This window comes from Rhodococcus sp. ACPA1, from assembly GCF_002300195.1.
Classification (GTDB): Bacteria; Actinomycetota; Actinomycetes; order Mycobacteriales; family Mycobacteriaceae; genus Rhodococcus_F; species Rhodococcus_F opacus.
In genome coordinates this window covers 1,412,054-1,424,638 of sequence record NZ_NSDX01000003.1, presented here as the reverse complement: position 1 = coordinate 1,424,638, position 12,585 = coordinate 1,412,054, and the positions used below count along the sequence as shown (strand labels likewise).

The following is a 12,585-nucleotide window of genomic DNA, read 5'->3' as shown; positions in this document are numbered from 1 at the left end:
CCGGGTGTCAACCCTCCTTGACAGATCTCGAGGCGGCCGTCAGTACGCGGCGACCGCCTCGTCGACGGCGATCTGCAGTTCCTTCTGCACGACGTGGGCGATGTCCATCGGCTTCGCCGGGAGGTCGAACAGTGGTTCCCCGACGAAGACGCTGGCCGACTTCACGTTCTCGGGGTCGGGCCCGTGGGCGTCCGGCCCGTAACTGATACCGATGGACAACAGCACGGGTGAGACTCCGCAATCCGCCGCACGTTTCGCGATGTGACCGATGCCGCTGTTGATGTGCTGCAGGCGGGTGGGGTCGTCCTCGTTGCACGTGCCCTCGGGGAAGATCGCCAGGTTGTCACCGCGACAGAGCCGTTCGGCGGAGATATCCATCATGAGGCGGCCCGCGTCGGCGACCGCCCGGAGACCGTAGTTCTTGCTGCGGAACACCGGGATGCCGCCCATCATGTCGACCTTCTTGTGCAGGTCGGGGTCGACGAACAATTCGTCCTTGGCGAGCACCCGGGTGCGTCCGATCGCGCGGCGCAGCGGCGTGTTCCAGGCCGTGGCCGCAAGTGTGTACTGATCGCTGTGGGTGATGTGATTGGCGGCGACGATCAGCACCCTGCCGGACTTCACGAGCCCCGCCAGCTGCGCCTTCGCGTCGTCCGCGTACACGACCCGCGGCCGGTATTTCGCGTACAGCGACGCGTACGCCAGCTTGGCGAGCATCCGATTCTGCTGATGGTCGCGGTAGTACGCGTACACCGCTTCGTAGTTCTCGAGGGTTACCTCGGGCTTGTCCATGCTCGTCCCCGCTCCGTCGTCCTATCGCCAGGCTACCAACCTACGGTTGCGTAGCCTACGGTGTAGTAAGTTTTGGGAAAGTGCAGGGAAACTGTGCGAACAGCACGATTTCGGGTACAAAAGACCTGTGATCCGCCCGGCCATTTCCACCGACCTGCCCGCCCTGCAAGACATCGAAATCGCGGCGGGTGCGCCGTTTCGTGACATCGGAATGGACGCCGTCGCCGACGATCCCCCGTTCACACTCGACGAGTTGACCGAATACCTCCAGCTGGAATGCATTTGGGTCGCGGTCGACGCAGACGATGCCCCGGTCGCATACGCACTCGTCGCCGTGGTCGACGGGGCCGCCCACATCGAGCAGGTGTCGGTCCACCCCGGCCACGCCCGTCAGGGGCTCGGCGCCCTTCTTCTCGACGAGATCTCGTCGTGGGCAGCAGTCCGCGGGCTGCCCGCCCTCACCCTCACCACATTCGTCGACGTCCCGTGGAACGCCCCCTACTACGAGCGGCTGGGTTTCCGCCCCCTGCCGGAGGACGCCCTGACCCCGGGCCTGTCACGCATCCGCGCCGACGAGGCCCGGCACGGCCTCGCCGCATGGCCGCGGGTGACGATGTCCCGCCCGGTGACGGCGCCGGTGCGCACTCCCGCGACCGCGCCTCAGCCAGGCTGACCGGGCCACTCCCCGGTCGCCGCGAAGCGGTCGAGCACCGCGGCCGGACCGGTGAGGTCGATACCCTCCCCGGCCACCCAGTCGTCGTCGAAGTAGGTGTCCGCGTAGCGTTCGCCGCCGTCGCACAGGATCGTGACCACACTGCCGGACCGTCCGGCAGTGTGCATCTCCGCGACGACGGTGAACGCACCCCACAGGTTCGTGCCCGTGGAACCGCCGACCCGGCGACCCAGCACCGAACTGGCGTGCCGAGCCGTCGCGATGGACGCGGCGTCGGGCACCCGCATCATCCGGTCGATGACCTGCCCGACGAACGACGGCTCCACCCGCGGCCTACCGATGCCCTCGATGCGCGAGGGCATCCCCGTCGCGTAGTCACACGAGTTGGTGTCGTAGCCGCCGAAGAACGCCGAGTTCTCCGGATCCACCACGAGCAGACGGGTCGCGTGCCTGCGGTAGCGGATGTACCGGCCCAGCGTCGCGCTGGTGCCGCCGGTGCCGGCGCTCATGACGAGCCACTCCGGCACCGGGTGCTCTTCACGAATCATCTGGTGGTAGATCGACTCGGCGATGTTGTTGTTGCCCCGCCAGTCGGTGGCCCGCTCCGCGTGCGTGAACTGGTCCATGAAGTGACCGCCTGTCTCCGCGGCGAGCCGTCGGGCCTCGCTGTAGATCTCCGGCGGCCGGTCGATGAAGTGGCAGCGACCGCCCTGCGCCTCGATGAGGGCGATCTTCGCGCCGCTCGTGCTGCGCGGCATGACGGCCACGAAGTCGAGGCCGAGCATCTTCGCGAAGTACGCCTCGCTGACGGCGGTGGACCCCGAGGACGCCTCGATGACCGTCGTCCCCTCGGTGATCCATCCGTTGCAGATCGCGTAGAGGAACAGCGACCGGGCCAGCCGATGCTTGAGGCTGCCCGTGATGTGGGTCGACTCGTCCTTCAGGTAGAGCTGCACACCCCATTCGACGGGTAATGGGTACCGCAGCAGGTGCGTGTCGGCGCTGCGCTGCGCGTCGGCGTCGATGAGGCGGACGGCGTTGTCCACCCAGTCACGCGGAAGGCTCCGGTCGATGACGACGCAGTCACCGTCCGTCACCGGGACGTGCCCTCACCGCGGAGCCTGGCACGCAGGTCGGCCTGGTCGGCGCGACGCTGCGCGTCGAACGCGGCGATCCCTTCGTTGACCCGCCGGCGGAGTTTCGCGAACAGCAGCAGGGACAGCGGGAGTGCGATGAGGACCGCGAAGATGGCGGCGACGAGCAGCGGCACTGCGACTCCGACGAGTGCGGCCACCCCGAGGATGATGGCGCCGATGACGACGACCAGCAGCAGCCGGGCGATCGAATAGATCGCGACGTCGCGCGCCAGCTGCCCCTTGGTCACCCGCCCGTCCTGCTTCGCCGGTGCGCTCGAATCGGCTGCGACGGGGCGCTCGACCTGGTCTTCTGGCTTCTCGGATGACTCACTCACGCTCCCAGGTTACCCATCGCCGAGTCCGCCCCTCACACGTCCGACTTATCCGATTTGTCTATTACCTCCCCTTTACCAACATTAGATCGTTCGAGTACCCGGGGTGCCAGATGTCACGATGACCGAGATCAGTCGCAACAGCGGCCGGCTTCAGCACAGACCAGTCGAAAGCAGTGGAGGACCGTCGATGAGCGCACCCACCTACAACGGACCCGGATTCAGCGGATCCAACGAAGCCCTCATGACCCCGGGCCAGGTGGCTGCCCTGTTCCATGTCGACCCGAAGACCGTGACGCGATGGGCGCACGCGGGCCGGCTCGGATCGCTGCGCACACCCGGCGGGCACCGCCGCTTCCGCGAGGCCGAGGTCATGCAGCTGCTCCGCTCCCTCACCACGGAGGCCGGCCGACCCTGAGACCGACATTCACCGCACTACCCGGACGCCCTGCGACCGGTAGGTGCCCTCTGCCGCCGACGCGGCTACGCTCGGGGATACCGGCTACCCTCGAGCGGTGTAAGGAGGTGCGCGGTGATCTATCTGTTGGCACTCATCGGGCTCGTGACAGTGGCGGTCCTGCTCTGGAAGGCGTTCGGCCCGAACACCAGGCCCGTGCTCAGCAATCGGGTGCAGGGACCCGACGACGATCCGGATTTCCTCTGGAAGGTCGATCGGGAGACCCGTCGGAAGAAGTCCGACGAACCCGACGCCGGTCCGGCGGACCCCGCCGGGTGAGCCGAAGCCGGGGTGCCGGTCGATCCGGCACCCTCGGTCTCATTGCCTCAGCGACGATCCTGTAGCGCGAAACTGGACGCCGGGAAGTCCGACGCCACCGCGGCGGCCAGTTCGAGAAGAGCGTTGCGCGTCTTGGGACGCAGCCGCTCGAGTTCGATCTCGGCGCCCTCTTCGAGGTGCGGATCGAACGGAATCAGCCGGACCAGGCGGCACCGCTGCTCGAAGTGCTCGACGACCTTCGGCAGATCCACCTTGCCCGACCGCGGGCGGACCGCGTTGACGACGGCCACCGACCGGGACACCAGTTCGCGGTATCCGTGGGCGTCGAGCCAGTCGAGGGTCGCGGAGGCGCTGCGGGCGCCGTCGACGGACCCCGAGCTGACCACCACGAGCGCGTCGGCCTCTTCGAGGATGGTCTGCATGGCGGAATGCATCAGTCCGGTGCCGCAGTCGGTGAGGACGATGCTGTAGAACTTCTCGAGCATCGTGACGGTCCGCGAGTAGTCGTCCGCGCTGAACGCCTCCGATACTGCCGGGTCGCTGTCGGACGCGAGCACCTCGAGCCGGTGCCGGCTCTGCGACGTGTAACTGCGGACGTCGCTGTACTTTTCGATGCTCTGCTCGTCGCGCAGCAGGTTGCGCACCGTGGCCGGGGTCTCGAGGGGAATCTTCTGACTGAGCGTGCCCCGGTCGGGGTTGGCGTCGACGGCGATGACGCGGTCGCCGCGCAGTGACGCGAACGTGGAGCCGAGGGTCGCGGTGGTGGTGGTCTTGCCCACTCCGCCCTTGAGGCTCAGCAGCGCGATCTTGTAGCAACCCTGCAGCGGCTGGTTGACCTGCTTGGTCAGCTCGATCCGACGCTGTTCCTTCGCGCTGTTGCCGACGTTGATGTAGCGGCCGGACAGTTGGTACAGCGCCTTGCGCCACCCCGTGGTGGGGGCCGGCTTGACCTGCTTGAGGAGCAGCGACGTCGACAGGTCACGCGCCGACACCGCGTACTGCTGATCGGCATTCGTGTTGTGCGGGCGGGGTTGCTGGGGTGCGTGCTGGACCGGCGCCTGCTGCGGCGGCGTGAACGCTCCCTGCACGGGAGTCTGCTGCGGGGCCGGGGCCTGTCGCGGGACGGGAGCGGCGGCCGGGGCCTGGGTCTGCGGCCGCGCGGGTGCGGCGGAGGGGGCCTGGACACCGGGCTGCGCGAACGGGTTGGGACCCTGCGGCTGAACGTACGGGGCCTGCCGCGCGGCGTTCCACGCGGCGGTCGATGCGTGGTCGTCCCCGGGCGGATTCGATGCAGGCCGTACCGGCTCCCACATGCCGGCGTTGTTTTCGGACATGGCTGAACATCCCCCTCGTGAAGTCTCCATCGTCCCCACCGAATCACACCGGTCGGAGACGTCGCGGCGGAAGGATATCAGTCGGTGACTACCGTCAGTTGAGGCCCGCGTACGAGTGCAATCCCGACACCACCATGTTGATGATGAACAGGTTGAACAGCATCGCGACGAAGCCCGCCACGTTGATCCATGCGGCCTTGGTGTCGCGCCATCCCGACGTCGCACGGGCGTGGAGATAGGCGGCGTAGATCACCCAGGCGATGAACGACACCGTCTCCTTGGGGTCCCAGCCCCAGAATCGGCCCCAGGCGGCCTCGGCCCAGATGGCGCCGAGGATGACGCCCGCGCCGAACAGCGGGAACCCGATGATGGTGGTCTTGTACGCCAGCCGGTCCAGGGTCTGCGCGTCGGGCAGTCGCTCCGCGATCCGCGCGAACACGCCCGTTCCCTCCTCGCCGCGCGGGTACCGCATGCGCAGCAGGAACAGCAGGCTCGCGATGCCCGACACCAGGAACACACCGGAACCGACGCTCACGATGGTGACGTGGATGGGCAGCCAGTACGACCGCAGTGCGGGCACCACGGGTGCCGCGTCCGCGTACAGCACGGTGGCGGCGAGGAACATCAGGATCAGGACGGGGACGAGCAGGAACACCCACATCGACCGGTACGCCGGCTTCGACAGGAGCGCGAGACCGACGACGAGTGCCGCTGCGCAGGCCATCGTGACGAACTCGTACATGTTGCCGAGCGGGAACCGCTCGGTCGCGAATCCGCGCAGCACGATCGACGTGAAGATCAGCACCGTGCCGACGACGAGCACGGCCGCGCCCATGCCGCCGAAGCGCTCGGACATCGGCTTCTTCGGCTGCTCGACCAGCCGACCGGGCACCGAGGGCGCATCGGCCGCGCGGACGCCGGAGCCTGCCGACACGAGTTCCCGGTCCTGCACGGCCTGAGCCCGGGTGGACGCGTACTGCACGATGAGCAGCACGAGTGCCAGCACCAGCACGGTGAAGGCTGATCGGAAGGCCCAGTCGCTGTACTGCGCCAGTGTCTCGTTGGTCGTCATCGTTGGCTCTCCTGCGCGTCAGGCTTCGTGTCGTCCGTGAGCAGACGGGTGCAGAGTCGGCCGAACTCGTCGCCCCAGCCGGCCTGATCGGTCCGGGCGAGTCCACCAAGCTCTACTACAGTACGTCGTGGGTCAATATCGGAAGCGTCCGCGGGGTAGATGCGGGCCCACACGCGGCGACGCTTGACCAGCAGCGAGACGAGCAGTCCGGCCATCATCGTCAGCGCCGACACCAGCACCCACTGCTGCGCCGGGTCGTGCGACACCTGCAGGTTCACGAAGTCCACGGCACCGTCGAACCGCACCTGGGTGCCGTCGGCCAGCGTCGAACTCTCCCCCGGTTTCAGATTCACCCGGTCCTGCTTCACGAGCCGGCCCTGGTTGATCAATTCGGTGTTGAGTGAGAACAGCGACTGCGGATTGCCCGTGTCGAGGCCGGTGTCGCCCTTGTAGATGTCGATGGCGACGGCCGGGTCGTTCATGGCCGGGTAGCTCGACGCCAGCAGATTGCCGTGCAACAGCGCGGTCGGGGCGAACAGTCCCTCGATCGCGATCTGATTCTTCCGGCGCTCGTCGGTGTCGGTGTACATGCCGCCGGGCGGATCGAACCGCATCGCACCGCTGCTGAGGAACGTCGTCGCGTCGTCGGGACGCCACTGCAGCGTCTCGGTGCGGGTTTCCCCGTTCGGGAACGTGACGGTGAACGTCGGCGCGTACCCGTGCCCCTGCAGGTAGACGCGGTCGCCCTCGACGCGCAGCGGGTGGTTGACCTGCAACTGTCCGTCCCGCCACGTGTTCGTCTCGAGGTCGTCGCCGGCCTGGTAGGCGATGTTGGATGTGAACATCTCGGCCTGACCACTGTCGAGGTAGTCGGCCGCGAAGTCCTTGACCTTGACGCACAGCGGCGTCATGCCGGTGCCGTCCTGCGTGTTGCCCGCCTTGAACGAGTCGAAGACCGCGGGCGACGTGGTGCAGAAGCCGGGACCGTTGTTGGCGACCACGATGACGTTGCCCTCGTAGCCGAACAGCTTGCCGACGGCGATCGCGACGAGCAGCGCCACGAGCGACAGGTGGAAGACCAGGTTGCCGAGCTCGCGGAAGTAGCCCTTCTCCGCGGAGATGGTGATCTCGCCGTCGTGCGCGGCGCGCTCCCCGCCCGCGCGGGTCTCGACCCGCCACCCCTTCAGGTGGGTGCGGATGCGGGCGGCGAGTTCCTCCGGCGTCTCGTCGACGCGGTCCTCGTGGTGGTGCGGCAGTCGCGAGAGGTTCCGCGGGGCAGGCACCGGACGGGTGCGCAGCGCCTTGGCGTGGTCGACACAACGCGGCAGGATGCAGCCGACGAGGGAGATGAAGAGCAGGACGTAGATCGCGGTGAACCAGAAGCTGCCGAACACGTCGAACAGCTCGAGCTTGTCCATCCACGGACCGAGGGTCGGCCGGTTCGAGATGTATTCGTCGACCTTGCCCGCGTTGAGGCTGCGCTGCGGGAGCAGCGCGCCGGGAATGGCTGCGAGGGCCAGCAGGAACAGCAGCACCAGCGCCGTACGCATGGACGTGAGGCCACGCCAGGTGTTGCGGACGACCGCGAACGCGCGGCCCGGCAGCGATTGACGGGGCACCGGTGCGGCTTCCGGGGCCTCGGGGGTCTGGGTGTCGCTCATATCGGCAGGGTCACTTCCGAGATAAAGGCGTCGCGAACCCAGCCGACGAACTGGTCCCACGCGCCGGTGACGAGGGCGACGCCCACGGCCACCAGCATGATTCCGCCGAAGATTTGAATGGTGCGCGCGTTGCGGCGCAGCCAGCCGACACCGCGCAGCGCCCGGGACGAACCGAGCGCCAGGATCACGAACGGCAACCCGAGGCCGAGGCAGTACGCGACGATCAGGGCCACTCCGCGGGCGGCGGTGGCACCGTCGGTGCCTGCGGCCAGTGAGATGACACCCGCCAGGGTCGGGCCGAGGCACGGGGTCCAGCCCAGCGCGAACACGGCACCGAGCAGCGGGGCCCCGGCCAGGCTGGAGATGCGGCGCGGCTCGAGCCTCGTGTCGCGCTGCAGGGCCGGGATCAGGCCGATGAACACCAGGCCCATGGCGATGGTCACCACCCCGCCGACCCGCATCAGGATGTCGCGGTTGATCGCGAGCGCCGAGATGGCGCCGAACACGGACGCGGTGGCCAGCACGAACACCACGGTGAAACCGGCGACGAACAGGGCGGCGGCGCCCGCGACCCGCAGCCGACCGTCGGCGACCGTCTTCGTGCGGGTGGCCGCCTCCTCCGCGGTGACGGCCGGGGCGTCCGCGCCGACCACACCCGCGAGGTAGGACAGGTATCCGGGAACGAGGGGCACGACGCACGGCGACGCGAACGACACCAGACCGGCGAGGACGCACGCGCCGAGCGCGAGCAGCAGCGGTCCGGATGCCGCGGTGGACTGGAAGGCGTCGCCGACGCCACCGGCGAGAAGGGTGGTGCTGGTGCTCACGATTCCTGCGCCACCCGTTCGACCACCGGCTTCAGGTCCTCGGCGAGCAGCTCCTTCAGGAACACCGCGGCCACGCGGTGGTCCCGGTCGAGCACGATCGTGGTGGGGATGACGCTCGTGGGGTAGTTCTGCCCCAGCGCGATCATCGTCCGCATGGCGGGGTCGTAGATCGACGGATACGACACCTTGTTGTCGATCACGAAGTCCTGCGCCTTGTCCTGCTGGTTGTCCCGCACGTTGATCCCGAGGAACGACACTCCCTGATCCTTGGTCTCCTCGTACACCTGCTCGAGGTCGTTGGCCTCACCCCGGCACGGGCCGCACCACTGCCCCCACACGTTGAGGACCACGACCTGCCCCTCGAAATCGTCGAGCGAGGCGGTCTTGCCCTCGGTCATCAGATCGGGTCCGGACACCGTGCCGATGGTGCCGCGGTCGGCAGGCGGGTCGTAGAAGATCTCCGTCTGCCCGCCCGGCGACACGAAGTCGAACGTGCCGCCCTGGGCCACGGCGTCGTCGCCGGACGCACACGCCGACAGCGACACCGCGGCCGTACAGATCACCGCGAGAAGCCCGGCGAAGCGCCCCCGACTCATGCCCCGGTCACCCTCGGATCCGACGCGCCCGCGGGCTCCGAGTACACGATGTCGATGAGGGTGTCGCCCTCGTAGACGAGGGACGTCAGCGACGCGAGACCGCACTGACGGTGCCGGGGGTCGTGCCACAGCCGCTCCCCCTGCAGGAATCGGCGGAGGGTCCAGACGGGGAGCTGGTGGCTGACGACGACGGCCTCGTGGCCCACCGCCGACACGCGGGCGCTGTTGACGGCGGCCAGCATGCGGTGCGCGATCTGCAGGTACGGCTCGCCCCACGACGGTGTGAACGGGTCGCGCAGTTTCCACCAGTGCCGGGGACGGGACAGCGCGCCGTCGCCGACGGACACCTTGAGGCCCTCGAATTCGTTGCCTGCCTCGATGAGGTTCTCGTCGGTCGCGATCTCGACGCCGTGCGCGTCGGCGATCGGAACCGCCGTCTCCTGCGCCCGCTGCAGCGGCGAGGACACCACGTGCGTGATGTCGTGCTTGGCCAGCACCGACGCCACCGCGCGGGCCTGCGCCTCACCCGTCACCGACAGCCGGAACCCGGGGAGCCTGCCGTAGAGGATTCCTCGCGGGTTGTGCACCTCGCCGTGCCGGAGCACGTGCACGATGGTGCGGGTCTGTGTGTGGTCGGGATGATCGGCTTCGGTCACGTTGCGGTTCCTCGGGTCGGGACGGGAGGGCGGGTGGGTGTCGGCGGCAAGGCTGCCGGCCGCGAGGGGGGAGGACACGTCAGGGCTGGACGGCCGCGGCGGCAGCCTTCGCGGCGTGCGGCAGGGCGTCGGCGATGATCGAGAATGCTCTGTCGTCCATGGCGGCGGAGACGAACCACGCCTCGAACGCGCTCGGCGGCGGGTACACACCGCGTGAGAGCAGCCCGTGGAAGAACGCCGGGAAGCGCCAGGTCTGGGCGGCCTTGGCTTCGGCGTAGTTCGTCACCGGGTCCTCGCTGAAGAACACGCTGAGCATCGTCCCAGCGGTCTGCACCCGGTGCGGCACGCTCTCTGCGGTCAGCGCGTCGGACAGCAGGGTCCGCAGGGTGGCGCTGTTGCGCTCGAGTGCGTCGTACACGCCCTGGTCGGCGGCGCGCAGGCTGGCGAGCCCGGCGGCGACGGCGACGGGGTTCCCGGACAGGGTGCCTGCCTGGTAGACGGGTCCGGCCGGGGCGAGATGCGCCATGACGTCGGCGCGGCCACCGAATGCGGCGGCGGGCAGACCACCGCTCATCACCTTGCCGAACGTGTACAGGTCACCGGCGACGCCGTCGAGTCCGTACCAGCCGGCGGAGCTGACGCGGAATCCGGTCATCACCTCGTCCATGATGAGCAGCGCGCCGTTGTCGCTGGTCAGCTTCCGCAGGCCCTCGTTGAATCCGGGCTGCGGTGCGACTGCACCCATGTTGCCGGCGGCGGCCTCGGTGATGACGCACGCGATCTCGCCCTCGTTCGCGGCGAAGGCCTGGGCGACGGCGTCGAGGTCGTTGTAGGGAACGACGATGGTGTCCTCGGCCTGCGCGCCCGTCACGCCGGGCGATGTCGGAAGGCCGAAGGTGGCGAGCCCCGAACCGGCGTCGGCCAGCAGGGCGTCGACGTGTCCGTGGTAGCAGCCGGAGAACTTGAGGACCTTGGTTCGGCCCGTGAAGCCGCGGGCGAGGCGGACGGCGCTCATGGTGGCTTCGGTGCCGGAGTTGACCAGGCGCACCTTCTCCACCGGCGCGACCCGGCCGACGATCTCCTCGGCCAGTTCGATCTCGCCCTCGGTGGGCGCGCCGAACGACAGGCCGGTGGCGGCCGCTTTCTGCACGGCCTCGACGACGGCGGGGTGCGCGTGCCCGAGGATCATCGGTCCCCAGGAGCAGATGAGGTCGACGTAGTCGTTGCCGTCGACGTCGGTGAGCGTGTAGCCGGACGCTTCCCTGATGAACCGGGGGGTGCCGCCGACCGAGTGGAAGGCCCGCACCGGGGAGTTGACGCCGCCGGGAATGACCAGATCAGCCCTCTCGAAGAGCTGGGCGGAGCGGGATGCGTGCACGTCGGGGTCACCGGAGGAAACAGTCACGGCCTCCAGTGTCCCAGTTCTGTCGAATTTGCCAACGACAGGGTGTAGTGGGTGGCCAGGATCACTCTGCCCGATCCGTCGCGCCGGGCGATTCCGGGACGAGCGAGTCGAACATCGCCCGCATCTCCTCGGACAGCTTCATCAGTTCCACGTAACCGCCGAGCGGGCCGCCCTCGAGGTACGCGAACTCAATCCCGACGCCCTCGAACCGGCCCCGCTGCACCACCGGCAGTCCCCGGCGTCCGGCTTCGGCGAGGGTGGCCTCGAAGTCTTCGGGAACCCAGGCCACGTGATGGACGCCGGGACCGCTGGTCTCCAGCTGTTCCGCGTACAGGTTGCGTCCCGACACCGGCTGGATCAGTTCGAGCTGCTGCCCGCCGGCGTATCCGAGCGACACGTGGACCACGTAGTCGGCGGGCTGCCCGCGGTACGTGCACTGCTCGGGTCCGAAGTGCACGTCCGGGAGCCGCAGCCATCGCGCGACGCCCAGCTGTTCGGTGAAGTACTGCTCCGCCGACTCGATGTCGTCGACGACCCAGCAGATCTGGAAGATCGGGCCTTCGACGAGACTCATGCCATCTTTCCGTTGTCCACCGAGTACACGGCTCCGTGGATGGCGGAGGCGTCGTCGGATGCGAGGAAGGCCACCGTCTTCGCCACGTCCTCGGGTTCCATCAGCCCTCGCGGGGAGGCAGACTTCATGACGAGCTCGAAATCGACACCGTCGGGGAACGCGAAGTTCGTGACCTGCGGCGTCATCATCCCTCCCGGGCAGACGGCGTTGATCCGCAGCGGTGTGCCGGTGAATTCGAGTGCCATCGCGCGGGTGAGACCCACGAGTCCGTGCTTGGCCGCGCAGTAGCCGGCCGAGTACGCCTGCCCCTGCAGTCCGGCGACGGATGCGACGTTGACGATGTTGCCTCCGCGTTCGAGCAGGTGCGGCAACGCTGCCCGCGACAGGTAGAACGGCCCGTTCAGGTTCACGGCGAGGTCGCGCGCCCAGTCCTCGTCCGTGACGTCCGCGGTGTGCCGGAGGGTGTGCGAACCGGCGACGTTGATCAGGACGTCGAGACCGCCGAGCCCGGCGACGCAGGCTGCCACGGCCGCAGTGCACGCCTCCGGTGACGCGACGTCCGCCGGTGCACAGTGCCCCGCGGCCTCCGGTCCGGCGATCTCGATCATGGCCTGCCGCAGCGCATCCCCGTCCCGCGCGACCCCGAACACGCGGGCTCCCCGGTCGGTGAGGAGCTGAGCCACGGCGTGCCCGAGCCCCGAGGACGCCCCGGTGACGAGAGCGACCTTCCCTGCGAACATTCCCCGATCCGGGTCATCCATCAGTCGATGATGCACTGCGTGCCGATCGGA

The 12,585-nt window shown here is 68.6% G+C and carries 15 protein-coding genes; 3 read left to right on the top strand and 12 right to left on the bottom strand.

Annotation, left to right across the window (positions count from 1 at the left end; translation table 11 throughout):
• Nucleotides 1–39 precede the first annotated feature (39 nt).
• Nucleotides 40–792 (bottom strand): 1-acyl-sn-glycerol-3-phosphate acyltransferase, encoded by a 753-nt coding sequence (locus CJ177_RS17125; protein WP_095868166.1) that lies wholly within the window; start codon nt 790–792, stop codon nt 40–42.
• A gap of 127 nt (nt 793–919) precedes the next feature.
• Between CJ177_RS17125 and CJ177_RS17120 the strand changes: the two genes are divergently transcribed.
• On the top strand, nt 920–1,465 hold the full coding sequence (locus CJ177_RS17120; protein WP_025433128.1) for a GNAT family N-acetyltransferase: 546 nt from the start codon (nt 920–922) through the stop codon (nt 1,463–1,465).
• Here the strand turns inward: CJ177_RS17120 and CJ177_RS17115 are convergent.
• Together CJ177_RS17115 and CJ177_RS17110 are read right to left on the bottom strand one after the other, a co-directional pair.
• Nucleotides 1,453–2,562 (bottom strand): PLP-dependent cysteine synthase family protein, encoded by a 1,110-nt coding sequence (locus CJ177_RS17115; protein ID WP_095868165.1) that lies wholly within the window; start codon nt 2,560–2,562, stop codon nt 1,453–1,455. The genes CJ177_RS17120 and CJ177_RS17115 overlap by 13 nt on opposite strands.
• Nucleotides 2,559–2,936 carry a DUF4229 domain-containing protein gene (locus CJ177_RS17110; RefSeq protein WP_005252020.1) on the bottom strand — a complete coding sequence of 126 codons (378 nt, stop codon included), beginning with the start codon at nt 2,934–2,936 and terminating at the stop codon, nt 2,559–2,561. The genes CJ177_RS17115 and CJ177_RS17110 overlap by 4 nt, the downstream gene beginning before the upstream one ends.
• A 187-nt stretch (nt 2,937–3,123) precedes the next feature.
• Here CJ177_RS17110 and CJ177_RS17105 point away from each other — a divergent pair, with 187 nt between their 5' ends.
• Nucleotides 3,124–3,351, top strand: coding sequence for a BldC family transcriptional regulator (locus CJ177_RS17105; protein ID WP_005252019.1), 228 nt, complete (start codon nt 3,124–3,126; stop codon nt 3,349–3,351).
• 114 nt (nt 3,352–3,465) lie between these two features.
• The gene (locus CJ177_RS17100; RefSeq protein ID WP_005252018.1) at nt 3,466–3,669 is read left to right on the top strand and encodes a hypothetical protein; all 204 of its coding nucleotides are present in this window, start codon (nt 3,466–3,468) and stop codon (nt 3,667–3,669) included.
• Between the two features lie 47 nt (nt 3,670–3,716).
• Here CJ177_RS17100 and CJ177_RS17095 read toward each other — a convergent pair whose 3' ends face one another.
• From CJ177_RS17095 to CJ177_RS17055, 9 genes are all read right to left on the bottom strand, one after another.
• Nucleotides 3,717–5,003 (bottom strand): MinD/ParA family protein, encoded by a 1,287-nt coding sequence (locus CJ177_RS17095; RefSeq protein WP_061045392.1) that lies wholly within the window; start codon nt 5,001–5,003, stop codon nt 3,717–3,719.
• Between the two features lie 94 nt (nt 5,004–5,097).
• Nucleotides 5,098–6,075 (bottom strand): c-type cytochrome biogenesis protein CcsB, encoded by a 978-nt coding sequence (gene ccsB, locus CJ177_RS17090; RefSeq protein WP_061045391.1) that lies wholly within the window; start codon nt 6,073–6,075, stop codon nt 5,098–5,100.
• Nucleotides 6,072–7,736 (bottom strand): cytochrome c biogenesis protein ResB, encoded by a 1,665-nt coding sequence (locus CJ177_RS17085; RefSeq protein WP_005252014.1) that lies wholly within the window; start codon nt 7,734–7,736, stop codon nt 6,072–6,074. The genes ccsB and CJ177_RS17085 overlap by 4 nt, the downstream gene beginning before the upstream one ends.
• Nucleotides 7,733–8,563 (bottom strand): cytochrome c biogenesis CcdA family protein, encoded by an 831-nt coding sequence (locus tag CJ177_RS17080; RefSeq protein WP_005252012.1) that lies wholly within the window; start codon nt 8,561–8,563, stop codon nt 7,733–7,735. The genes CJ177_RS17085 and CJ177_RS17080 overlap by 4 nt, the downstream gene beginning before the upstream one ends.
• The gene (locus CJ177_RS17075) at nt 8,560–9,159 is read right to left on the bottom strand and encodes a TlpA disulfide reductase family protein (RefSeq protein WP_005252010.1); all 600 of its coding nucleotides are present in this window, start codon (nt 9,157–9,159) and stop codon (nt 8,560–8,562) included. Before CJ177_RS17075 ends, CJ177_RS17080 begins: the two co-directional genes overlap by 4 nt.
• Entirely contained in the window at nt 9,156–9,815 is a 660-nt protein-coding gene (locus CJ177_RS17070; RefSeq protein ID WP_005566498.1) for a histidine phosphatase family protein, read from the bottom strand. The genes CJ177_RS17075 and CJ177_RS17070 overlap by 4 nt, the downstream gene beginning before the upstream one ends.
• 79 nt (nt 9,816–9,894) lie before the next feature.
• Nucleotides 9,895–11,220, bottom strand: coding sequence for a glutamate-1-semialdehyde 2,1-aminomutase (gene hemL, locus CJ177_RS17065; RefSeq protein WP_007300757.1), 1,326 nt, complete (start codon nt 11,218–11,220; stop codon nt 9,895–9,897).
• Between the two features lie 61 nt (nt 11,221–11,281).
• Entirely contained in the window at nt 11,282–11,794 is a 513-nt protein-coding gene (locus tag CJ177_RS17060; protein WP_095868164.1) for a VOC family protein, read from the bottom strand.
• Nucleotides 11,791–12,555: an SDR family NAD(P)-dependent oxidoreductase gene (locus CJ177_RS17055; protein WP_095868163.1), complete on the bottom strand. Its 765-nt coding sequence runs from the start codon at nt 12,553–12,555 to the stop codon at nt 11,791–11,793. Before CJ177_RS17055 ends, CJ177_RS17060 begins: the two co-directional genes overlap by 4 nt.
• Nucleotides 12,556–12,585 lie beyond the last annotated feature (30 nt).